The organism is Azospirillum aestuarii, assembly GCF_016632405.1.
Lineage (GTDB): Bacteria > Pseudomonadota > Alphaproteobacteria > Azospirillales > Azospirillaceae > Azospirillum > Azospirillum aestuarii.
In genome coordinates this window covers 45,813-68,211 of sequence record NZ_JAEPIV010000026.1, presented here as the reverse complement: position 1 = coordinate 68,211, position 22,399 = coordinate 45,813, and the positions used below count along the sequence as shown (strand labels likewise).

20 protein-coding genes are annotated in these 22,399 nt (G+C 69.1%); 13 read left to right on the top strand and 7 right to left on the bottom strand.

Translation table 11 applies throughout. The features are described from left to right. Positions 1-86 precede the first annotated feature (86 nt). Positions 87-1,613 carry a histidine ammonia-lyase gene (gene hutH, locus JJL56_RS27155; protein ID WP_200486984.1) on the bottom strand — a complete coding sequence of 509 codons (1,527 nt, stop codon included), beginning with the start codon at positions 1,611-1,613 and terminating at the stop codon, positions 87-89. A 327-nt stretch (positions 1,614-1,940) separates the two neighbouring features. Between hutH and JJL56_RS27150 the strand changes: the two genes are divergently transcribed. Next, positions 1,941-3,548, top strand: coding sequence for a type I secretion system permease/ATPase (locus JJL56_RS27150; protein WP_247889422.1), 1,608 nt, complete (start codon positions 1,941-1,943; stop codon positions 3,546-3,548). A gap of 70 nt (positions 3,549-3,618) precedes the next feature. Beyond that, complete coding sequence (locus tag JJL56_RS27145) at positions 3,619-4,980, top strand: HlyD family type I secretion periplasmic adaptor subunit (RefSeq protein ID WP_200486983.1); 1,362 nt, start codon at positions 3,619-3,621, stop codon at positions 4,978-4,980. Between the two features lie 105 nt (positions 4,981-5,085). Here the strand turns inward: JJL56_RS27145 and JJL56_RS27140 are convergent, their stop codons facing one another. Both JJL56_RS27140 and JJL56_RS27135 read right to left on the bottom strand, forming a co-directional pair. After that, entirely contained in the window at positions 5,086-5,607 is a 522-nt protein-coding gene (locus JJL56_RS27140; RefSeq protein WP_145625825.1) for a response regulator, read from the bottom strand. A gap of 161 nt (positions 5,608-5,768) precedes the next feature. Continuing rightward, entirely contained in the window at positions 5,769-6,482 is a 714-nt protein-coding gene (locus JJL56_RS27135) for a hypothetical protein (protein WP_200486982.1), read from the bottom strand. A gap of 277 nt (positions 6,483-6,759) precedes the next feature. Here JJL56_RS27135 and JJL56_RS27130 point away from each other — a divergent pair, with 277 nt between their 5' ends. Continuing rightward, entirely contained in the window at positions 6,760-8,139 is a 1,380-nt protein-coding gene (locus JJL56_RS27130; protein WP_247891283.1) for a hypothetical protein, read from the top strand. A gap of 73 nt (positions 8,140-8,212) precedes the next feature. Here JJL56_RS27130 and JJL56_RS27125 read toward each other — a convergent pair whose 3' ends face one another. Next, entirely contained in the window at positions 8,213-8,992 is a 780-nt protein-coding gene (locus tag JJL56_RS27125) for an alpha/beta fold hydrolase (protein WP_200486980.1), read from the bottom strand. A 171-nt stretch (positions 8,993-9,163) separates the two neighbouring features. On the opposite strand from JJL56_RS27125, the gene murJ reads away from it, so the two are divergent. Next, a complete protein-coding gene (murJ, locus tag JJL56_RS27120) occupies positions 9,164-10,714 on the top strand; it encodes a murein biosynthesis integral membrane protein MurJ (protein WP_200486979.1) in 1,551 nt (516 codons plus the stop codon). Positions 10,715-10,717: 3 nt separating this feature from the next. On the opposite strand, the gene JJL56_RS27115 is transcribed toward murJ, so the two are convergent. Continuing rightward, positions 10,718-11,560 carry a sulfurtransferase gene (locus tag JJL56_RS27115; protein ID WP_200486978.1) on the bottom strand — a complete coding sequence of 281 codons (843 nt, stop codon included), beginning with the start codon at positions 11,558-11,560 and terminating at the stop codon, positions 10,718-10,720. A gap of 196 nt (positions 11,561-11,756) precedes the next feature. Here JJL56_RS27115 and fliN point away from each other — a divergent pair, with 196 nt between their 5' ends. Beyond that, positions 11,757-12,059 (top strand): flagellar motor switch protein FliN, encoded by a 303-nt coding sequence (gene fliN / locus JJL56_RS27110; protein WP_014240218.1) that lies wholly within the window; start codon positions 11,757-11,759, stop codon positions 12,057-12,059. Between the two features lie 107 nt (positions 12,060-12,166). Here fliN and JJL56_RS27105 read toward each other — a convergent pair whose 3' ends face one another. After that, entirely contained in the window at positions 12,167-12,448 is a 282-nt protein-coding gene (locus tag JJL56_RS27105) for a DUF2312 domain-containing protein (RefSeq protein WP_014240219.1), read from the bottom strand. A gap of 187 nt (positions 12,449-12,635) precedes the next feature. Here JJL56_RS27105 and JJL56_RS27100 point away from each other — a divergent pair, with 187 nt between their 5' ends. Beyond that, on the top strand, positions 12,636-13,868 hold the full coding sequence (locus tag JJL56_RS27100) for a diaminopropionate ammonia-lyase (protein ID WP_200486977.1): 1,233 nt from the start codon (positions 12,636-12,638) through the stop codon (positions 13,866-13,868). 127 nt (positions 13,869-13,995) lie between these two features. After that, positions 13,996-15,189, top strand: coding sequence for an aminotransferase (locus JJL56_RS27095; protein ID WP_145625832.1), 1,194 nt, complete (start codon positions 13,996-13,998; stop codon positions 15,187-15,189). 9 nt (positions 15,190-15,198) lie between these two features. On the opposite strand, the gene JJL56_RS27090 is transcribed toward JJL56_RS27095, so the two are convergent. After that, entirely contained in the window at positions 15,199-15,864 is a 666-nt protein-coding gene (locus tag JJL56_RS27090) for an ATP-dependent Clp protease proteolytic subunit (RefSeq protein WP_145625833.1), read from the bottom strand. Positions 15,865-16,145: 281 nt separating this feature from the next. On the opposite strand from JJL56_RS27090, the gene JJL56_RS27085 reads away from it, so the two are divergent. The 6 genes from JJL56_RS27085 to JJL56_RS27060 all read left to right on the top strand — a co-directional run bounded on the left by JJL56_RS27085 (position 16,146) and on the right by JJL56_RS27060 (position 22,399). After that, on the top strand, positions 16,146-16,871 hold the full coding sequence (locus tag JJL56_RS27085; RefSeq protein WP_200486976.1) for an alpha/beta fold hydrolase: 726 nt from the start codon (positions 16,146-16,148) through the stop codon (positions 16,869-16,871). Between the two features lie 102 nt (positions 16,872-16,973). Beyond that, positions 16,974-17,828 carry an ABC transporter ATP-binding protein gene (locus tag JJL56_RS27080; RefSeq protein ID WP_200486975.1) on the top strand — a complete coding sequence of 285 codons (855 nt, stop codon included), beginning with the start codon at positions 16,974-16,976 and terminating at the stop codon, positions 17,826-17,828. A 7-nt stretch (positions 17,829-17,835) separates the two neighbouring features. Then, on the top strand, positions 17,836-18,645 hold the full coding sequence (locus JJL56_RS27075; protein WP_145625836.1) for an ABC transporter permease: 810 nt from the start codon (positions 17,836-17,838) through the stop codon (positions 18,643-18,645). Positions 18,646-18,678: 33 nt separating this feature from the next. Further along, a complete protein-coding gene (locus JJL56_RS27070) occupies positions 18,679-19,698 on the top strand; it encodes an ABC transporter substrate-binding protein (RefSeq protein WP_145625837.1) in 1,020 nt (339 codons plus the stop codon). Between the two features lie 121 nt (positions 19,699-19,819). Further along, entirely contained in the window at positions 19,820-20,251 is a 432-nt protein-coding gene (locus JJL56_RS27065; protein ID WP_145625838.1) for an ArsC/Spx/MgsR family protein, read from the top strand. 51 nt (positions 20,252-20,302) lie between these two features. Continuing rightward, positions 20,303-22,399 carry a hybrid sensor histidine kinase/response regulator gene (locus tag JJL56_RS27060; protein ID WP_200486974.1) on the top strand — a complete coding sequence of 699 codons (2,097 nt, stop codon included), beginning with the start codon at positions 20,303-20,305 and terminating at the stop codon, positions 22,397-22,399.

Genomic DNA, 22,399 nt, shown 5'->3' with positions numbered 1-22,399 from the left:
CGGTTGATGTGGGACGATCCGAACCTTAGCCCCTCAACGGATTGACGAAAACCGGCCGGAACAGCCTGCGCGGTCTTGTCTCAGGATCAGGGCAGGAGGTCCGCCGCGAAGGGGCGGAAGGCCCCCTCCGTCACCAACCGCTTCGCCGCCGCGATGTCCGGGGCCATCGCACGGTCCTGCGTCCACACCGCCACGCGGGCGCGCAGCAGCCCCCGCGCGCGCTCCAGCGCGGGGGAGGAGGCCAGTGGCGCCCGCAGGTCCACCCCCTGGGCCGCGGCCAGCAGTTCCACCGCCACGATTCCCGCCAAGTTGTCGGCCATGTCCGACAGGCGGCGTGCGGCGTGGGTCGCCATGCTCACATGGTCCTCCTGGTTGGCGGAGGTGGGCAGGCTGTCCACGCTGGCCGGGTGGGCCATCTGCTTGTTCTCGCTGGCCAGCGCCGCCGCGGTGACCTGGGCGATCATGAAGCCGCTGTTCAGCCCGCCATCGGCCACCAGGAAGGGCGGCAGACCGGACAGGTGAGTGTCCATCAGCAGCGCGATCCGCCGTTCCGAGAGAGCGCCCGTCTCGGCGATGGACAGGGCCAGCACGTCGGCGGCCAGCGCCACCGGCTCCGCGTGGAAGTTGCCGCCCGACAGGATGTCGCCGCTGTCCGGGAAGACCAGCGGGTTGTCGGAGACGGCGTTGGCCTCGCGCTCCAGCACGCCTGCGGCGAAGCGCAGATGGTCGAGCACCGCCCCCATCACCTGCGGCTGGCAGCGCAGGCTGTAGGGGTCCTGCACCGTCTCGTGGCCCTCCCGGTGGGAGTCGCGGATGCCGCTGCCATGGAGGAGGGAACGGTAGACGGCGGCCACGTCCCGCTGGCCGGGTTGGCCGCGCAGGTCGTGGATGCGCGCGTCGAACGGGCCGTCGCTGCCCAGGGCGGCATCGACGCTGAGCGCCCCGGCGACCAGGGCGGCGGCGAAGCCGTCCTCCGCCGCGACCAGCCCGGCCAGACCCAGCGCGGTGGACACCTGCGTGCCGTTCAGCAACGCCAGCCCCTCCTTGGCCTCCAGCACCAGCGGCGCCAGCCCGGCGCGGGCCAGCGCCGCGGCGGCGGGCAGCCGCTCGCCGTCCACGTCGGCCTCCCCCTCGCCGATCAGCACGCCGGTCAGATGGGCCAGCGGCGCCAGATCGCCGGACGCCCCCACCGACCCCTTGGCCGGCACCACCGGCAGGACGCCGCGGTTGAAGAGGGCCAGCAGCGCCTCGATCACCGCCATGCGCACGCCGGAATGGCCGCGCGCCAGCGCGTTGACCTTCAGCGCCAGGATCAACCGCACCACGCCCGGCGGCAAGTCCGGTCCGGTGCCGGCGCTGTGCGACAGGACCAGCCGCCGTTGCAGCTCCCGCACCTGATCCGGGGGGATGCGCTTCTTCGCCAGCAGGCCGAAGCCGGTGTTCACGCCATAGACCGCGCGCTCCCCGCCCGCCGCCTCGGCGACCGTGCGGGCCGAGGCGTCGATGGCGGCGCGGCAGCCGGGCGCCAGGGCCAGGGCGGGCGGGTCGCGCAGGATGCGGCGCAGGTCGGGCAGGGCCAGATGGCCGGGGTCGATGATCAGCGTGTCGGTCATGGGGCGTTCCTTCCGGCGGGGCGACCAGGGCAGTCCTTCACATGAGGAGCCGTTGTCGTTTGCGCAAAGGGGGTGGTTTTCAGTGGCATTCCTGTGATGTCCCTCAATCTTCAGATTTCATTTACCAAAAACGCGCCAACTGACCTCGCCTGCATCCAGTGGGCACTGCCGCAAACGGTGACAATTGGAGGGCTATAAATGCCTCGCCTGTTTTCTCGCGGGTCTGAAAAGACCAATAAAGATATGGCTCACGGGGGACGTTATTTCACCCGGGTACTTGTTGGTGCATTTGTCTTCAGCGCTACCATCAATCTCCTGATGTTGGCGATGCCACTTTATTCCCTTCAGGTCTTTAGTCGGGCCATTCCGTCCGGCAACATCGATACGCTGGTCATGCTGACGGTCATCGTCGTCGTGGCCCTGACGTTGAGCGCCGCCATGGAAACGGTGCGGGCGCGCATCCTGGCCCGCGCGGGCAACGCGCTGGAGGTCACGTGGCGCCGCCGGCTGACCGCCGACGTGCTGGACGCCTCGGGCCGCGGCCGTCCGGACACCGCCCCGGTCAGCGACCTCATGGAGGTCAAGGGCGCGATGATCCGCCCGTCGCTGCCGGCCCTGATGGACCTGCCCTGGGTGCCCCTGTACGTCATCGGCATCTACCTGATCCACCCGCTTCTGGCTCTGATCCTGGTCGCCGCGATGGTCATCATGACGGCGCTGGGCTATCTGAGCAACTGGGCGGTCCGCCACTTCGCCGAGGATAGCAAGGCCCCGGCCAGCCGCTCGCAGCGCCTGTTCGACTCCCTGCTGTCGCGTTCGGAAACGGTGCGCGGCCTGCGCATGGGGCCGAGCGCGCTGGACACCGTGGCCCGCGACGCGATGACCACCTCCGCCCTGCAGGGCCGCTCGACGGAGCGTGCCGCCGCCATCGGCGCCTTCACCAAGTGGGTCCGCATGGTCATCCAGATCGCGGTGACCGGCGTCGGCGCCCTGCTGGTGATCGAGCAGCACCTGTCCTTCGGCGGCATGATCGCCACCTCCATGCTGGTCGGCCGCGCCCTCGCCCCGGTCGAGCAGACCGCCGGCGCCTGGGGCCAGATCCAGAAGTCCTATCAGGCTTTCCGCCGTCTGTTCCCGCTGCTGAAGCGTCTCTCCCTGGAGCCGGAGCGCCCGACGATCCCGGTGGAGCGCGAGCGCTTGGCCGTCGAGAACCTGCTGTTCGTCTCCCCCCGCGACCAGAAGCCGATCCTGCGCAGCGTCACGCTGGCGGTGGAGCCGGGCCAGACGGTGTGCATCGCCGGTCCCAACCGCTCCGGCAAGTCGGTCTTGGCCCGTCTGCTGGCCGGCGTGGCGATGCCGTCGGCGGGCACCGTGCGGCTGGGTGGTCTCGCCGTCGCCTCGCTGAACCCGGAAACCCCGGAGCAGGGCATCGGCTACATGGCGCAGGGCGCCGATCTGCTGCCCGGCACCATCGCCGAGAACATCGCCCGCTTCACCGAGACGACGCGGGAGAAGGTCGAGGACGCCGCCAAGCGCGCCGGCATCCATTCCTGGGTCGAGAGCCTGCCCGGCGGCTATGACACCGAGGTGACCGACCCGCTGTTTCCGATCACCGGCGCCTCGGCCCGTCTGATCGCTCTGGCCCGCGCCGGCTACGGCCGCCCGTCGCTGATGGTTCTCGACGAGCCGTCGGCCGGCATGGACGAGATCGGCCACAAGGCGGTGCGCGAGTTCATCGTCGAGGCAAAGAACAGCGGCGTCACCACCATCGTGCTGACCCATTCCCCGGCCTTCGTCGACATCTCCGACAAGACCTTCGTTCTGAAGAACGGCATGGCGGTGGAACTGCCGCAACGCCAGCAGGAGCAGCAGGGTCCGAACTGGAGCCGCCTGCGCAACATCGGCCCGGCGCCGGTGCAGAGCGCCGCCGGCTGACGCCGGAACCTCCAGACCAGTACCCCAGCATAAGTTCCGGGCGACTTCCGGCGATCAAGGACCCTCTGTGATGACCGACACCACCATGAACACCTACAAGACGAAGACCATGACGTCGATCGGCGCGCTGCGCGCGCTGGTTCCCGACACCCGGGTCAGCGGGCTTCTGGCCGGCGGCTTCATGGTGCTGGCGGTGGGCTTCGGCGGGATGACCGCCTGGGCCGCGCTCGCCCCGCTTCACAGCGCCGTCATGGCCTCCGGCGCGCTGGCCCCGGAGACGGGCCGCAAGATCGTGAAGCACACCGAGACCGCCCAGATCGAGGAGATCCTCGTCAAGGAAGGTGACACGGTGAAGGCCGGTCAGGTCCTGATGCGGCTGGACAGCACGGAGGCGGCGACCCGGCTCCAGGTGCTCAGCACCTCCTGGCTGGAAACCCAGGCGCTGGAAGCGCGGCTGACCGCCGAGCTGTTCGAGCAGCCCGCCATCGAATGGCCGGAGGAGCTGCTGCGCCGCCGCGGCACCGACCGCATGGTGGAAAAGCTGATGGGCAACCAGGAAACCCTGTTCCAGGTCCGCCGCAACCAGCTCGATACCGAGGCCAAGCTGACCAAGGAGCGCGTCGTCACGCTGCGCGAGGAGGGCAAGAGTCTTCAGGAGCAGCGCAAGTTCCTGGCCCGCGAGATCCAGCTCATCGAGGACGATCTGCGCATCACCCAGGGTCTGCTGTCCCGCGGCAACGCCACCCGCACCAAGCTGGTCGAGCAGCAGAAGGAAGAGGCGCAGCTCAAGGGCCGCGATCGCGAACTCGAGGCCCGCGTCGCCCAGGCCAACCAGGCCGCCGTGGACGCCGAGGGCGAGCTTCTGCGCCGCCGCAACGACTTCCGGGAAAAGGTGCTGGTCGACCTGGAGAAGTCCCGCGGCGATGTCATCCGCCTCGCCGAGCAGATCCGCGACGCCGCCAACCGCCTGGAAACCCGTGCGATCAAGGCTCCGGACGCCGGCACCGTGGTGATGCACAGCCATTGGGCCGCCGGCGGCACGATCACCGCCAACGAGCCGATCCTGGACATCATCCCGGACGGCCGCGCCCTGCTGGCCGAGGTGAAGGTCCAGCCGAAGGACATCAAGTCGCTGACCGTCGATCTGCCGGTGAAGGTGCAGTTGACCGCCTATGACAGCCGCGTCGTCGGCTCGCTGGACGGCACGGTGACCTACGTCTCCGCCGATCGCGTGATGGACCCGATCACCCGGCAGGAATCCTACATCGCGCGGATCAAGCTGAAGGACAGCGACTCCCATCAGGTCCACAACCTGACCATCAAGCCGGGCATGCCGGTGGAGGCGCGCATCCTGCTGTCCGCCCGCACCCCGCTCGATTATCTGGTGCAGCCGCTGTCGCACTCCTATGTGAAGGCGTTCATTCAGGAGTAAGGGGCTAGGAGTAAGGAGCGTCACGCTCCGCGATGGTTCGGAAAAGGAAAGGGCGGCTTCCCACGGGGGAGGCCGCCCTTCCTTGTTTGGCGAAGCGGGATGGTATCAGCCGCGCGGGCCGTGCAGGCGCCGCGCCGCGAGGTCCAGCGCCAGCTTCAGCTGGGCGAGCGAATAGGGCTTGTTGACCACGCCCAGCGGGTAGGTCTCGGTGATGCGGGCCATGATCGCGTGGTTCGCGTAGCCGGACAGGAAAATCGAGCGGATGCCGTAGTTGGCGCGCAGGCGCCGGGCCGCCTCGATCCCGTCGCCGCCGGCCAGCCGCACGTCCATCAGCGCCACGTCGGGACGCTCGCGCCCGGCGATGGCCACCGCCTCCTCTTCTGTGCGGGCGGTGCCGCAGACGATATGGCCGAGATCCATGGCGGCCATGCCCACCGCCTCGGCGGCCACGGATTCGTCCTCCACGATCAGCAGCCGCAGGGGACGGACCGTCGCCGGGGTGTCGCGCCGGGGGGCGTCTCTCCGGTCCGAATTGGCCCGGTCGGCCTGGGCGGCCGGGGCGCAGCGGTGCCGCCAGTCCAGGCTGGACGCCGGTCGTGCCAGCGTGTCCACATCGTGCCGTGTCATGACCACCACCCCCATGCGTCGCCGCAGGTGTTATTGGTAAAGATTCATTTACCAAATAAAGTGGTAGCCGCACCCATTTCGGAGTTCAAGCAAAATCGGTGTGACGTGGGTGCGTTCGGATGAGGTGCGACCTTCCCGCAACAAAGGGAAGGAGGTCGAGGTCAGCGTTTGGGCCGGCTCAGCCAGTCCACATTGCCGCTGCGGGGAGCGATGCCGTTGGCTCCGGAACTCCCCTTGCGACCGGACAGGGGCGAGAGCCAGGAGGGGGCCGGAGCCGCATCGGGAGCGGGGTCCGGTGCCGCCGGGCGTTGCGGCGCCGGGGCCGGCGAGCGCGGCACGAAGGGCGACAGAACCGGCGCTGGCGGCGTCGGCGTCGGTGGCGGATCGTCGCGCGGCGGTGCGGTGGCGAAGGGCGGGGTCGGCACGTCGGACGGCGGCGGCGCATAGGTTTGCGGGGCCGTCGGTGGTGCGGGGAGCGGCGCCGCCGGAGCCGCGGCGGACGGTTGGGCGCGCGGATCGGCGACGGACCGCGTGGGGCGGTCGTCATCGTCCACCGGGCCGGTCTGCGTGTTGATGCGCCGGGCTTCGTCGCGGATGGACAGCAGGGTGGACACGGCGAACTGGAGCAGCGGCGCCATCGTCTCAGAGTTCGCCAACTCCTCCGCCGTCAGGGCGGCGAAGCGCTGGCGCACCTGTTCCACCGCATCCTCGATGCTGTCGCGCAGGGCGCCGGTGTCCTGAAGAACGCGCTCCAGATCCTCCCGAAGGGCGGAAATCTCGCAAGCCTGTCGCAGCTCGTGGAAGCCGATGGGCGTCCCCGGCGTCCGCCCGGAGTCGGCGGTCCGCTGATCCTGCGATCGGAAATCATAGGGCATCTTCGCCAAACGCCGGGCCCTATCCTGCAATCTTGATGGAGACCAAGGAAGGTTGCCGTGTCACAGGTTTAATGCGGTTGAACATGGTTGGAAACCGTTTGCGCACCCCAATCGCTTGTACTATTTTTTCCGCACCGGGGGGAACGGAATCCTGCGGTATCACAAATCCTACCCACCCCTCCCCAGAACCACGCAAAGCCGGGTACACACGGTGTCGATTGATCGCGCGGAACTGGAACGGCTCCTTGCCGATCGTCCGACTGGAAGCCGCTCGGCCATGCAGGCCGTCCGCGAAAGCTACGCCGACATCGGCCTGATGCGCGAGCGCGGCCTGTCCTGGGCGGAAATCTCCGACGTGCTGGCCAAGCTGGGCGTCACCGCCCGCGACAACCAGCCGATTTCGCCGGTCACCCTGCGCTCCGCCTTCTTCCTCGTGGGGAACGAAGGGCGCGACGGTGGCGCGGACGGGGAGGATGCGGGTGGCACGACCCCGCGCGAAACGCTGGACGCAGTGCACCGCGCCGCTCTTGCCGCCGGACAGCCGGCAGACAACGAGGATGCGGTGCATGCGCCGGATCCGGCCGAACCGGACATGGTGGATGGGGCGACCGACGGCCCGCCGGAAACCGCCGTGCCGGAACCGGAACTCCCTCCCGTTCCAGAGCCGGACCCCGTTCCGGAACCGGCCTCCGCGGAGCCCACCAGTCCTTCGGACGAGCCGGCTCCGGTTCCGGAACCCTCTCCCGTTCAGGCTCCGATTCCCCAGGCTGAGAACTCCCGGGCGCCGGTCCCTCACGTTTCAACATCTCAAGATTCGACAACGAATAGACTCTGGAAAGGCGATCGCATGCTGGGCACCATCTTCGTTCTCAACGACCGCGGTGGCGTCGGCAAGACGCTGCTGTCCCATCACCTGATGGCGACCGCCATGCTCGAAGGCCTTCAACTCAAGGTCGTCGAGTATGAGGTGAACGAGCGTCTGAACCGCCTGTTCGGCCCGGAGGTGGTCGAGCACCGCCGCATCACCCAGGACTTTATGAACATGATGGGCTCGGGTGACGGCTTCTACGAATTCTGGGACCAGATCGGCCCGGAGCTGCAGCGCGGCGGCCGTCTCTTCGATTTCGGCGGCAACATCTCCCAGTGGTTCTTCAACTGGGCCGAGGTGTCGGGCTTCGACTACTACGTCGGCGAGGGCGAGCGGCTGACCTTCATGGTGCCGGTCACCGTCGATCTGGCCTCGCTCTCCACCGGCATGAACACGCTGGAGCGCATCGCCACCATCGCCCCGAAGGCCAAGCGCGTCCTGGTCGAGAACGGCTTCTCCGGTCCCTTCTCGCAGCTCGACGACAGCCAGTACGCCCGCCGCAAGGCGGAGATGGTGGAGCGCGAGGGTGTCGAGGTCATCTCCATGGCCCCCTGCACGGCCCCGGCCTGGGCGCGCCTGACCGGCCATCGCATCGACGAGGTGGCGCAGATGACCCGCGAGGATCTGGTGAAGCTGGGCATGACCCCGCCGGTCGCCTCCCGCTCGCTGATCATCATCCACGAGTGGCTGCGCACGATGCGGCAGGCGCTGTCGCCCTATCTGCGCGACGCCTTCAACCAGTCCGCCGGCCCGGCCGCCAAGACCGGCGCCCGCCAGGGCGCGCTCTGACAGAACCGCGTATCGCCAGCATGTGAGAACGGGGGCCTTTGCGGCCCCCGTTTCTTTTTGCCGTCAGGCTGGTTTAGGCGAAGGCTTCGACCAGCACGGCGAACTCCTGCGGGCGTTCGGCGTGCAGCCAGTGGCCGGCGCCCTCGATCATTTCGATGGCGGCCTTCGGGAAGTGGCGGCGGATGACAGCGTGGTTCTCCGGCACGATGTAGTCGGACCGGGTGCCGCCGATGAACAGGGTGGGGCCGTTGTATTGGGCGTCGCCCAGATCCGGGAAGCCGATCAGGTCGCTCATGCGGGCGCCGATGGCGTCGAGGTTGATCCGCCAGTGAAACGTCCCCTGCTCCAGAACGAGATTCTGCAGCAGGAAGGAGCGCAGGGGGGCTTCCGGCACCGCGTCCACAAGCTGCGCCTCGACCTCCGAGCGGCGGGTGCAGCCTTCCAGCTTGGCCTGCTTCATCGCCGCCACGAAGGGAGCGTGGGTGTGGGTGTAGGCGACCGGCGCGATGTCGGCCACCGCCAGTCGCTCCACGCGGTCGGGATGGTTCAGCGCCAGCGTCATCGCCACCTTGCCGCCCATGGAGTGGCCGACGACCGACGCCCGCGCGAAACCGCGGTCATCGAGGAAGCGCAGCACGTCCGCGGCCATCGCCGGGTAGGTCATCTCGTCCGACCAGGGGGCGCCGCCGTGGTTGCGCAGGTCCAGCGCGTAGACCCGATGCCGCTCCGCGAAGCGCTTCGCCAGGGTCTGCCAGTTGCGCGCCGACCCGAACAGGCCGTGCAGGACCAGCAGGGGAGTGCCGCCGTTCGCTTCGCCGGCTTCCAGATAGGTGAGGGGAAGACCCTGGGCCATGGACGTTCCGATTGTCTGAAGTGGGGGGATGGGACAATGGTTGGGCAGCGATCCTAGCAGACCGTTTCCGCCCGCCGCCTTCAAATTCCACACGGGCTGGCATGCCGAAAGGCGTGACGCGGGCGGTGAAAACGCTAGGATGGCGCCGCCCATCAGAGGACCCGTACCACCGTGCTCCGCAACATCCTGTCCGTCGGCGGGCTGACGCTGGTCAGCCGCGTCCTTGGCTTCCTGCGCGACGTTCTGACCGCCGCGCTGCTTGGCGCCGGGCCGGTGGCCGACGCCTTCTTCGTGGCGTTCCGCCTGCCAAACCATTTCCGCGCCCTGTTCGCCGAGGGGGCCTTCAACTCCGCCTTCGTGCCGCTGTTCTCCGCCAAGCTGGTGCAGGACGGGCAGGCCGCCGCCAAGCGCTTCGCCGAGGAGGTGATGAGCCTGCTGCTGGCGGTGCAGTTGCTGTTCCTGGCCGGCATCCTGGCGATCATGCCGCAGTTCATGACGGTCTTCGCGCCGGGTTTCTCCGACGAGCCGGAGAAGTTCCGGCTTGCCGTCCTGTTCACCAGCATCACCTTCCCGTACCTGCTGTTCATCTCGCTGGAATCGCTGCTGGCCGGCGTGCTGAACAGCATGGGGCGGTTTGCGGCGGCGGCGGCGGCGCCGATCCTGCTGAACCTGTGCCTGATCGCGGCGATGGTGCTGGCCGCCCCGCTGATGCCGACGGTCGGCCACGCCCTGTCCTGGGGTGTCTTCGCTGCGGGATTGGCGCAGTTCCTGTACCTGTATTGGGAGGCAAGCCGGGCCGGGATGGGGCTGCGGCTGCCCCTGCCGCGCCTGACGCCCGACGTGAAGCGGTTCCTGACCGTGCTGGGGCCGGCGGCCCTGGGGTCCGGCCTGACGCAGATCAACCTGTTCGTCGACACGCTGATCGCCTCGCTGCTGCCGACCGGGGCGGTGTCCTACCTCTACTACGCGGACCGGCTGAACCAGCTGCCGCTGGGCGTCATCGGGATCGCGGTGGGGACCGTTCTGCTTCCGGAAATGGCCCGGCGCATCAAGGGCGGCGACGAGCCCGGCGCGGTGGAGAGCCAGAACCGGGCGGTGGAGCTGTCGCTGGTGCTGACCCTGCCGGCCGCCGCCGCCTTCCTGGTCGCCGGGCTGCCCATCGTGTCGGTGCTGTTCCAGCACGGCGCCTTCGGCCCGACCGACGCGGCGCAGTCCGCCGCGACCCTGCAGGCCTACGCGCTGGGGCTGCCGGCCTTCGTGGTGATCCGCAGCCTCGTGAACGGCTTCTACGCCCGACACGACACGGCGACCCCGGTGCGGGTGGCGCTGGCCGCGACGGCGGTCAACGTTGCGCTGAAGCTGGCGCTGATGGGGCCGCTGGCCCAGGTCGGACTGGCGGTGGCGACCTCCGTCGCCGCCTGGGTCAACGCCGGGCTGCTGGCGTGGCTGCTGACCCGGCGCGGGCTGTTCCAGGCCGACGCCCGGCTGCTGCGCAACCTGCCGCGCATGGCTATCGCGGCGCTCGCCATGGGCGGCACGCTGTGGCTGGTGCAGACCCAGCTCTCGCCCTGGCTGACCGCCCATGGCCTGTTCGAGCGGCTGGGCGGGCTGGTGCTGCTGGGCCTTGCCGGTCTGCTGGTTTACGCGGTGCTGGCGGTCGCGCTGGGCCTGCTGCGCCGGTCGGACCTCGGGCGGTTCCGCCGGCGCCGTAAGAGCGTTTGAGGTCTACGCCGCCGGCCCGTTCTTGACCGGGCGGGCCGGATCGGCGGTCCATTCCGACATCGAGCCGTCATAGAGACGGACCCCGTCGATCCCCGCCAGTTCGCTCAGCGCGAACCAAGCCACCGAGGCGAGGTGGCCGGTGTTGCAGAAGGTGATCGTCGCGTCGCCCGCCCCGGCTTGGTCCGCCAGCGCCTTCACCGCGTCGGCAGGGAGGAAACGCTTCCCGGCGGCGGAGTAAAACGCGCCGTTTTCGATCAGCACCGCCCCCGGCAGCGTGCCTGGAACGCGGGCCTGCGGGCTCTTGGCCTTGCCCTCGAACTGCTCGGCGGAGCGTGAGTCCAGCAGCGGGACGGAGCCGTCGGCCACCGCCGCCGCGACCACGGGCAGGGGGGCGCGCAAGTCCTCGCGGGGGGCCGCGGTGAAGGCGGCGGCGGAGCGGGTGGCGGCGGTCGTGGCGACGGGATTGCCGGCGTCGCTCCAGGCGGCGAAGCCGCCGTCCAGCACCGACACGCGGTCATGGCCGAGCGTCTTGAAGGTCCAATAAACGCGCGTCGCGTTGCCCATGTCGGCGGCGCTCAGGCCGCTGGCGACCAGCACGACGTGATCTCCGTTGCCGATCCCCAGCCCTCCGATCAGCCCTTCCAGAACGGCGGTCTCGGGCAGCAGGCCGGGAACGCCGTCCACCGTCGCCCGCCAGCCGGCCTTGGCGTAGTCGGAATGGATCGAACCGGGGATGAAGCCGCCTGACGGCGGCGTGCGCACGTCCAGAACCACGAGGTCAGGGCGGTCGAGGGCGCCCTTCAGCCAGGCGCTGTCCACCAGCGGGCGTTGGGAATCGGTCGTCATGGCTCTGCCTTCACGGCTGGTTTCACGTCGGGCAGGCAGGGTATCAACACAAGGCGGCGCAGGAAAACCAAATCTGCGCTGTTGTTTCCCATCCTTGTCGCAGGGTGTCGCGACGGTCGCCGTTGCCCCGGCGCGCCCGGTGCGGTAACTCTTGTCGGTTGAAGGGTCTTGTGATCCAGGCGAAGGAGTGCGGCATATGGCCAACATCGATGATCTGCTGGGCGCCGGCTCGTCCGACGACATGAGCAGCGATGCCTTCGCCATCGGCGACGCGCCGGTCGAGATCAAGGTGGTCATCGGCACCGCCATGCTGCGCGTCCGCGACCTGCTGAAGCTGGGCCGCGGCGCCGTCGTCGAACTGGACCGGCACCTGAAGGACCCGACCGACGTCTATGTGGAGGGCGTGCTCGTTGCCCGCGGCGAGGTGGTCATTGTGGACGACAAGATCGGCGTCACCCTGACCGACTTCGTGAAATCCAGCCGCGAGTGGAAGCGCTAAGGTTCTGGCGCTTTGATGCGCTTGCGCAATGACATGTTCCGGAAGCGAAACGTCATGTTGCGCTCCCGGAATAATCATGATGCGGCTTCGCAACGATCCTTACGGCATCACTCGGCCGGCTCGGGGACCACGATGTCCAGCGGCGTGCCGGTGGCGTGGGCGTAGAGCATCAGGTCGTTCAGCAGTTCGGCCTCCTGCTCGCCAGCGTCCTTGCGGCGGATGGCGACCAGCTTGTCGAGCGCCTTGATGTTGAAGCCCGCGGATTTGACCTCGCTGCGCAGGTCCTTCAGGTCGGCCTTCAGGCCGTCGATCTCGTCCATCAACCGCTCCATGCGGTCGGCGAACTGCTTCAATTGGTCGGCGGCGGTGGTGTTGAAACCGGTCGTCACGACGGAACCATCTCCTTCAGGAACGGGAACCCCCGCCGCCTTCGGCACCCTGCCGGGCCGCGGGGGGAGGCGCTGTTAGCACAGCTCGCGGCGCTTTGTCCGGGGACAACGCGCGTGGCTTGACGCGGCGTGGCCGGCAATGCTTTCGTGGTCGCGGCCGTCCTTGCGGCGCTGGAGAGCGAACACGATGTCCGACCTGCCGCCGCTTGGCACCCCGCGTCTCTTTTCGAACCCGCGCGCCGACACGGACCAGCCCTACGGGCCCGCGGAACGGGCGATCCTGAGCCGCGCCGCCTTCCAGGACGCGATGACGGAGATCGGCGCCTGGCCGGGCTACGCCCCGACCCCGCTGCGCTCGCTGGGCGGGCTGGCCCGCGCCGCTGGGATCGACCGCATCTGGTACAAGGACGAGAGCAGCCGCTTCAACCTGCACAGCTTCAAGGCGCTGGGCGGCGCCTACGCCGTTCTGCGCCTGCTGGTGCGCGAGGTGCAGGCCCGCGTGCCCGGCGTGCCGGTGACCGCGCTGGATCTGGTGGTCGGGCGCTACGCCAAGGTGACCCGCGGCATCACGGTGACCACGGCGACCGACGGCAACCACGGCCGCTCCGTCGCCTGGGGGGCGCAGGTGTTCGGCTGCGGCTGCGTCATCTACATCCCTGGCAACTGCTCGCAGGGGCGGCAGCAGGCCATCGAATCCTTCGACGCCCGCGTCGTCCGCGTCGCCGGCAACTACGATGACGCGGTGCGGCAGGCCGCGGCGGACGCGCGGGAGCATGGCCGGCACGTCGTCTCCGACACCTCCTACACCGGCTACATGGACATCCCACGCGACGTGATGCAGGGCTATACGGTGATGGTGGAGGAGGCGATTAGCCAGCTTCCGGCCAGCGAGCGCCCGACCCACGTCTTCGTGCAGGGCGGGGTAGGGGCCTTGCCCGCCGCCGTCTGCGGCCACTTGTGGGAAAGCTTGGGCCGCCAGCGCCCGCGCTTCGTGGTGGTGGAGCCGCACGCCGCCGACTGCCTGTATCAGAGCGCCGTCAACGGCCGCCCGACGCCGTCCAAGGGCGATCTGGAGACGCTGATGGCCGGGCTCGCCTGCGGCGAGGTGTCCCTGCTGGCCTGGGCGATCCTGGAGCGTGGCGCCGACGATTTCCTGACCATCCCCGACGATGCGGCGGTGGCGACCATGCGTCTGCTGGCCGAGGGGCGGCATGGCGGACGGCCCATCGTGGGCGGAGAGTCCGGTGTGGCCGGTCTGGCCGGCCTGCTCTGCGCCGCGGCGGACCCGGCGACCCGTGCCAGCCTGGGCCTCGCCCCGGACGCCCGCGTGCTGGTCTTCGGATCGGAAGGGGCGACAGACCCTGATGTCTACGAAGCGCTGGTGGGCCGCAAGCCGGACGCGGTGCTGGGCGGGGGTTGACCCCTGCTTTGCCTCCGCTTGGCCTGCCATGCGTGTTCGTCCCGCGCTGGTCCCTTGCGCGCGCCCGGCGGCCCGGTCCACCATGGCGCCCCATAAAAATCGGACCTCGCAGACTGGACATCAGGGAATGGACCGCAGAGACGTCAACCCGCTCGTCGCCGCCACGGAGGCCCCGCCCATCGCCGAGGCGTGGCGCTGGGTCGAGGGCCGCAGTTTTCCGGCGGACAAGCCGCTGATCGACCTCTGTCAGGCGGTGCCCGGCTATCCGCCCGCCGACGCGCTGACCGCCCATCTGGCCGAGCAGGTGCGGGCGCCGGACACCGCGCGCTACACCGCCATCGACGGCATCCCGCCGCTGACCGCGGCGCTGGCCCGGCGCACCGGCTCGCTCTACGGCGCCGGCCATGGGGCTGAGGTCGCGGCGGGCGAGGTGCTGATCACCGCCGGCTGCAATCAGGCCTTCGCAGTGGCGGTGATGGGGCTGGCGCGGGCCGGGGACAACGTGATCCTGCCCGCCCCCTGGTACTTCAACCACAAGATGACGCTGGACATGCTGGGCATCGAGGCCCGGCCGCTGGCGCTGCGCGAGGAGCACGGGCTGATCCCCGACCCGGCGGAGGCCGAGCGGCTGATCGACGCCGGCACCCGCGCGCTGGTGCTGATTTCCCCCAACAACCCGACCGGCGCCATCGCCTCGCCCGAGGCCATCGCGGCGCTGTACGAGCTGTGCGAGCGGCGCGGCGTGACGCTGCTGCTCGACGAAACCTACCGCGACTTTCCGGATTGGGAGGGGCGGGCGCCGCACGGGCTGTTCCAGCGGCCCGGCTGGCAGCGCACGCTGGTCCAGCTCTACAGCTTCTCCAAGGTCTACAGCCTCGCCGGCTACCGGGTGGGCGCGGTGATCGCCGACGCCGGCCTGCTGTCCCAGGCGCGCAAGGTGATGGACTGCCTCGCCATCTGCGCCCCGCATGTCGGGCAGAAGGCGGCGCTGTTCGGGCTGGAGAATCTCGACGGCTGGGTGGCGGAGAAGCGCGGTGACATCCTGGCCCGCGTCCATGCCTTCCAATCGGCGATGGAGGCCAGCGGCACCGGTTACCGCATCGCCAGCATCGGGGCCTATTTCGCCTATGTCCGGCATCCCTTCGCCGGCAAGCGCGCCCACGAGGTGGCCGAGGGGCTGGCGCGCGATCACAACATCCTGTGCCTGCCCGGTTCCATGTTCGGTCCGGGCCAGGACGATTACCTGCGCTTCGCCTTCGCCAACGTCGACGCGGCGGTCATGCCGGAGATCGCCCGGCGCCTCGTCGAGAGTGAACGGTAAAGCAGCCGGTCAGCGGATCAGGTGGGTGACGATGTTGGCGCCCACCGCCGCCAGATGGTCGGCGTTGTCGCGGTAGTCGAGGCTGCCGGAGAAGCCGCCGGCAGCCCGCACCCGCTCGATCCAGGCGGGGGCGGCGCCCAGCGCGACCAGACGCTTCACCATCTGGTCGGTGGAGCGCAGCGTCATCCGGCCGTTCTCCGCCAGACGCGGGGCGTGCACCATGAATTCCGCGGTCGGCGCGGCATAGCGCGGGTAGCCGGCCAGATAGAGGCCGACGCACATGCTCTCGCAGGACTGCCCGCCGGCCACGCGGGTGGCGACGGAGCGTCCCGCCTGCCGTTCCGCCAGCATCAGGTCGATCATGCGGTAGCCTGCGGTCGTGAAGCCGCCGGGGCTGGACAGTTCGACCACCACCGGCTGGCCCGCCGGAACGCTGCGCAGCGCGTCGGAGAAGCGTTGCTCCACACCCGGCGTGATAATGCCGTCCAGCCGCAGCGTGGTGGAGTCCATCTGATCGACCCGCACCAGCGTGGCGTCGGGAAAGTCGGAGGCCACGGGGGGCGGCGCCGGGTTCGGACGGTTCACCGACAGGCTGTCGGCGGTCGCGGCCCCCGACGAGCCGACGGTCAGCAGCAGCCCCAGAACCATCATGCGTGCAGTCGCGCGAACCGGCATCGAAACCTCCTTGCTCTGCGAAGGAGGGTGCCGGGAAATGCTTGCGTGATGGTTAACGCGAAGCCTGTCCGAAAGTGCAACGTCCCTCGCCGCAGGCTGTTTATGGAGGACGTCGATCGTTCGGGCTGTGAATGGTGAAACAATTTTGCGCATCTTGCGTCGTGTTCATGCTGATTCTGTGGGCCGTTCAGGGCTTATCGGCAGAACTGGTTAAGAATGAGGCCCCGCGGCAAACATCGCGCGGCTGCGGCGCGCCACCCCCGGCAGCGGAGCCCGACCATGTGACCTTGGACGGCGCGGCGCGCGGCGTGATCGTGGCCCTGCCGGAGGACTACCGCCCCGACCGTCCATACAACCTCGTCGTCGCCTTTCACGGGCGGACCAACAGCAACGCGGAGGTGCGACGCTACTTCGGCCTGGAAGGGCAAGCGGGGGAGCCGGCGATCGTCGTCTATCCCGCCAGCATGAAGGACTCCCGCGGCTTGAATGTCTGGTCCGATCCCGGCGACCCGCCGGACCGGCTGCGCGATTTCCGATTGTTCGACGCTGTTCTGGAAACCATGGCGGACGCCTATTGCCTGGACATGGGCCGGGTGTTCGTCGTCGGCCATTCGCTGGGCGGGTCGTTCGCCAACAGCCTCGCCTGCGCGCGGGGCGGGGTGATCCGCGGGCTGGCCAGCGTCGGGGGCGGTTCCGTGCGGCCCAAGGACTGCGGCGGACCGGTTGCCGCCATGGTCCTGCACAACCCTCGCGACGAGCAGGTGCCGGTGTCCGAAGCCCTGCGCCTTCGCCGCGCGTTGCTGGCCCAGGACGGACTGCCGACGGGAAGCGAGCCGGAAGAACCGCACCGCTTCAATTGCCGCCGCTACGGCGCTGAGGGCGCGGCGAATCCGGTGTTGTGGTGCCCGCTGGCCGACGACCGGACGCGCAACGGGCGCTTCTACCCGCATCAATGGCCGCAAGGGGTGGGTCCGGCGATCATGGCCTTCTTCGCGCGGCTGGAATGATGCCATTCGTCCGTAACAACGATTGTTTGCGGCGCCCATTGCCGTCGTCGCCTCATTCCGCCAAGATGCCGTGAAAACGAACATCAGGGATGGAACGCATCGATGTCAGACAGCGCCGCCGTGGCGGCCGCCCTGCGGACGGAGGGGGCGGACAAGGCCGCGCTCCGCCTGGACGGCGTGACCTGCACCTTTCCATCGCCCGACGGACGCGGGCACAGCTACACGGCGGTCCAGGGCGTGACCCTGTCGGTCGCCGCGGGGGAGTTCGTGTCCATCGTCGGGCCGACCGGCAGCGGCAAATCCACCATCCTGAACGTCGCGGCGGGCCTGCTCGCCCCCAGCGCCGGGCGCGCCTTGGCTTTCGGCCAGCCGGTCGACGGCATCAATCCGCACGCCGGCTACATGTTCCAGGCGGACGCGCTGATGCCCTGGAAGTCGGCGCTGGAGAATGTGGCCGCCGGGCTGGAGTTCCGCGGCGTGCCGCGGCGCGAGGCGGAGGAGCGGGCGCTCCCCTGGCTGGCCCGCGTCGGGCTCGACCGTTTCGGCGACCGTTACCCCCACCAGCTGTCCGGCGGCATGCGCAAGCGGGTCGCGCTGGCCCAGACGCTGATCGTCGATCCGAAGATCGTGCTGATGGACGAGCCCTTCTCGGCGCTCGACATCCAGACGCGGCAGTTGATGGAGAACGAGCTGCTGGAGCTGTGGTCGGCGGACCGCAAGTCGGTGGTCTTCATCACCCACGACCTGGAGGAGGCCATCTCCATGTCCGACCGGGTTCTGGTGCTGTCCGCCGGCCCCGGCGCCCGGCTGATCGGCGAGTACCGGGTGGATCTGGAGCGCCCGCGCGACGTGGCGGAGATCCGCATGACGCCGCACTTCCTCGACCTGCACCGGGAAATCTGGGGGCAGCTCCGCGAGGAGGTCCTGAAGGGCTACGCCCAAACAAAGTTGACGTGAGGACGCCATGGCCCTGGCCCGTGTGAAACGCCTGCCCAGTCGCCCGGTGATCCTGCTGCTGCAGGTCGCCGTGCTGATCGGCTTCTTCCTGCTCTGGCACGTCCTGACCGCGACGAAGATCCTGAGCCCCTTCTTCTTCGGCACGCCGCTGGCGGTGCTGGAGCGCACCTGGAGCGACTTCGCGTCCGGCGTGATCTGGTACCATCTCGGGATCACGCTTCTGGAAACCGCCCTGGCCTTCGCCATCGGCACCATCGCGGGCATCGCCTTCGGTTTCTGGTTCGCCCGCGCGCCGTTGGTTTCCATCGTCTTCGACCCCTACATCAAGGCGGTGAACGCTCTGCCCCGCGTGGTGCTGGCGCCGATCTTCGCGCTGTGGCTGGGCCTCGGCATCTGGTCCAAGGTGGCGCTGGGGGTGACGCTGGTCTTCTTCATCGTCTTCTTCAACGTCTATCAGGGCGTGAAGGAGGTCAGCCCGGTCGTGCTCGCCAACGCGAAGATGCTGGGGGCGAGCAACCGGCATCTGTTCCGGCACGTCTATCTGCCGTCCGCCCTGTCCTGGGTCTTCTCCAGCCTGCACACCGCGGTCGGCTTCGCCATGGTCGGCGCGGTGGTGGGCGAGTATCTCGGCTCCGCCGCCGGTCTCGGCTACCGCATCCATCAGGCGGAGGGGGTGTTCGACACGGTCGGCGTCTTCTCCGGCATGCTGGTTCTGACGATCTTCGTCGTGGTGATCGACGCCGTGGTGACCGTCATCGAAAAACGCCTTCTGCACTGGCGCCCGCAGGAGGCGCAGACGACCAACGCGCAGGGATGACTGCGCCACAGCAAGAAACTTGGGAGGGAAGCCATGCGTATGAAAAGCGTGATCGCCGCCGCGGCGGTGGTCCTGGCCTTCGGGATCGGCGGGGCGAACGCCCAGCAGGTCGAGAAGAAGGACCTGAAGCTGGCGGTCGGCGGCAAGCCGCTGCTCTATTACCTGCCGCTGACGGTGGCGGAGCGGCTCGGCTACTTCAAGGAGGCCGGGCTGAACGTCGAGATCAACGACTTCGGCGGCGGCGCCAAGAGCCTCCAGGCGCTGGTCGGCGGCTCGGCGGACGTGGTGACCGGCGCCTTCGACCACACGGTGCAGATGCAGGCCAAGGACCAGCCGATCACCGCCGTGGTGCTGCTGGGCCGCTATCCGGGCATCGTGCTGGCCTCTGTCAACAAGGCCGGCACGATCAAATCGATCAAGGAGTTGAAGGGCAAGAAGATCGGCGTGACCGCCCCCGGCTCCTCGACCAACTTCATGGTCAACTATCTGTTGACCCAGCACGGCATGACGCCGGAGGACGTGTCCTTCATCGGCGTCGGCGGCGGTCCCAGCGCGGTGGCTGCGGTGAAGCGCGGCGAGATCGACGCCATCGCCAACCTCGACCCGGTGATCAGCCAGTTGGAGGCCGACGGCGACGTGACTCCGATCGCCGACACCCGGACGGAAAAGGGCACTCTGGACACCTACGGCGGGCCGTACCCGGCGGCGGTGCTCTACACCACGCCGGCCTTCATCAAGGAGAATCCGAAGACCACCCAGGCGCTGGTCGATGTCTTCGTCCGGACGCTGAAGTGGCTGGATCAGGCCAAGACCGAGGAGGTCCTGAAGGTCCTGCCGCCGGAATACTTCCTCGGCAACCAGACGCTCTACGCCCAGGCGTTCGAGCATTCGAAGCCGACCTACTCGCCGGACGGCCGCTTTTCCCAAGAGGGGGCGGAGGCCGCCTACAAGGTGCTGAAGGCCTTCGACAAGGCGGTGGCCGCGACGGACATCGACCTGTCCAAGACCTACACGAATGCCTACGTCGAGGAGTCGCTGAAGCGGATCAAGTGACTGGCGAACAGCCGATCCGCTCGACAATCCGGGGGTGCGACATTCCGTCACCGGCACCCCCGGTCTCCGCGCCGGTAGACTGGACCTAATTCGTCCTGTTTCGATGCGGAGCACCAACCCCATGACGGAAGTCATCTTTTACGGCCTGTCCGGCTGCACGGCGAACGCCAAGCAGAAGCTTCAGCTCCAGGCCGCCGGCCACACGCTGGTGGAGCGCGATCTGGCCGCCGAGCCCCTCACCGCCGAAACCCTGCGCCCCTTCTTCGGGGACCGTCCGGTCGAGGACTGGTTCAACCGCCGCGCCGCCGCCGTGAAGACCGGTTCCGTGAAGCCCGACGAGCTGGACGAAGAGTCGGCGCTGGCCGCCCTGCTGGCCGACCGCGACCTGATCCGCCGCCCGCTGCTCCAGGTCGGCACGGACCGCAAGGCCGGATTCGACCCCAACACGCTGCACGCCTGGATCGGCCTGACCGCGTCCGGCGAAAGCTGCGACGACAAGCATTCGCGCGGCACCTGCGACCACGGCCATCACCATTTCCCGAAGCAGGGCTGATCGCTGAATCAACTGGCGGGGGGACCGGGGGTAATGGTTGAATGCCGGGTTATGGACCGGCCCGACCAAGAGCTTGCGGAACTCCTCGACACCCTGGGCGCGCGGCTGTCCGCCGCGCCGCCCGGCGCGCTGACCGATCTTCGGGACCCGTTGCGGGCATTGCGCGACCGGCTGTCGGCTGTCCTGGACGACCCGGCGCCGAGCCATCCCCTGGAGGCAGGCGAGGCGCATTTCCGGGCGCTGCTGTCCGACGCCATCGGCTGCGTGTCCGAAGGTTTCGTGCTGTTCGGCGCCGACGGGCGGCTGGTGCTGTGCAACGACCGCTATCGCGCCGCCTACCCGCTGCTGTCCGACCATCTGGTTCCCGGCGTCCGCTTCGTCGATCTGCTGCGCGTCGCGGTGGAGCGGGGGGCGGCCGGCGACGATCTCGGCGACCCGTCCGACTGGATCGCCGAGCGGCTGAACCGCCACACCCGCAGCGGGCCGCCGACCGACCACCGGCTCGGCGACGGGCGCTGGTACCGCATCAGCGAACACGCCACGCGCTTCGGCGGCGTGGTCAAGATCCTCACCGACATCACCGAACTGAAACGCCACGAGGAGGCACTGGCCGACAGCGAGGCGCGTTACCGCCGGCTGGTGGAGATGGCGCCTTACGGCATCCTGATCTGGGACGGCCAGCGGGTGCGCTTCGCCAACCGCTCCGCCGCGCTGATCCTGGGCAGCGGCGATCCCGAGGCCATGCTGCGCATCCCGCTGGTCGAGGCGACGGAGTTCGACGGGGTGCAGCGCCTGTTCGACTGGCTGCCCCCGCCCGGCAGCGACCTGGAGGCCCCGCCGCCGGTCGAGGCCCGTTTCGTCACCGCGCAAGGCGCCTTGCGCGAGCTTGAGGTCGGCATCCACCCCTTCACGGTGGGGGCCTTCGCGGTCGAGGGGGAGGCGGCGTGGTTCCTCGTCCTCACCGACATCACCGGGCGCAAGCAGGCGGAGCGCGCCATCCAGCAGGCGCAGAAGATGCAGGCCATCGGCCAGCTGGCCGGCGGCATCGCGCACGAGTTCAACAACATGCTGACGGCCATCGGCGGCTTCGCCCAGATGGCCCGCCGCGCTCCGCAGGACCGCCCACGGGTCGAGCAGTGCCTGACCGAGATCGTCAAGGCGACCGACCGTGCCTCCGGCCTGACCGCCCAGCTTCTCAGCTTCGGGCGGCCCGGCCAGACCGACGCGGCGCGTCCGGTGCGGGTTGGCGCGGTGATCGACGACTTGCGCCGCTTCCTCGGCCCCACGCTGGGCGAGCGTCACCCGCTGCGGACCGAGGGCGCCGGGGGCGGAGCGGTGGTGACCATCGACCCGGCCCTGCTGCACCAGTCGCTGCTCAACCTCGTGCTCAACGCCCGCGACGCCATGCCGGAGGGCGGGCCGATCACCATTGCGGTGGAGCGGACGGACGATCTCGGAGTCACCATCACCGTCGCCGACACCGGTTGCGGCATCGACCCGGCGGTGATCGACCGCATCTTCGAACCCTTCTTCACCACCAAGGAGCCGGGGGCGGGGACCGGCCTGGGGCTGGCGCTGGTCTATTCCACCGTCGCGCGGGCCGGCGGCGCGGTCGAGGTGGACACGGAGTTGGGGCGCGGCACCGTCTTCACGCTCCGCTTCCCGGTGGAGGATGTCGCGGAGCCGCAGGACGCGGACGCTCCCGGTCTGGACGCCTTCGGTCTTGACGACGCCTTTTCCCTCGACGCGGAGGACGACGAGATGGAGGGGCTGTCGATGGCCGCCACCGTCCTTCTGGTGGAGGATGAGGCACAGGTGCGCGACTTCATCCGCCTGACGCTGGAGGACATGGGCATGCGGGTGGTCTGCGCCGCCGACGGAGCGGAGGCCCTGCGCGCCTACGCCGACCATGGCGGGGCCTTCGATCTTCTGGTGACCGACCTCGTGATGCCACAGGTCGGCGGGGCGTCGGTGGCCCGCGCGCTGCGGCAGGAGAATCCGGACCTGCCGACCGTCCTGATGTCCGGCTACCCGCCGGAGACGGAAAGTCTGGACGACCTGCTGGTGGATGGATGCCGCATCGTCTTCCTGCGCAAGCCGATCAACCCGGACGAGCTGGCCGACATGATCCACGCGCTGCTGATCTGA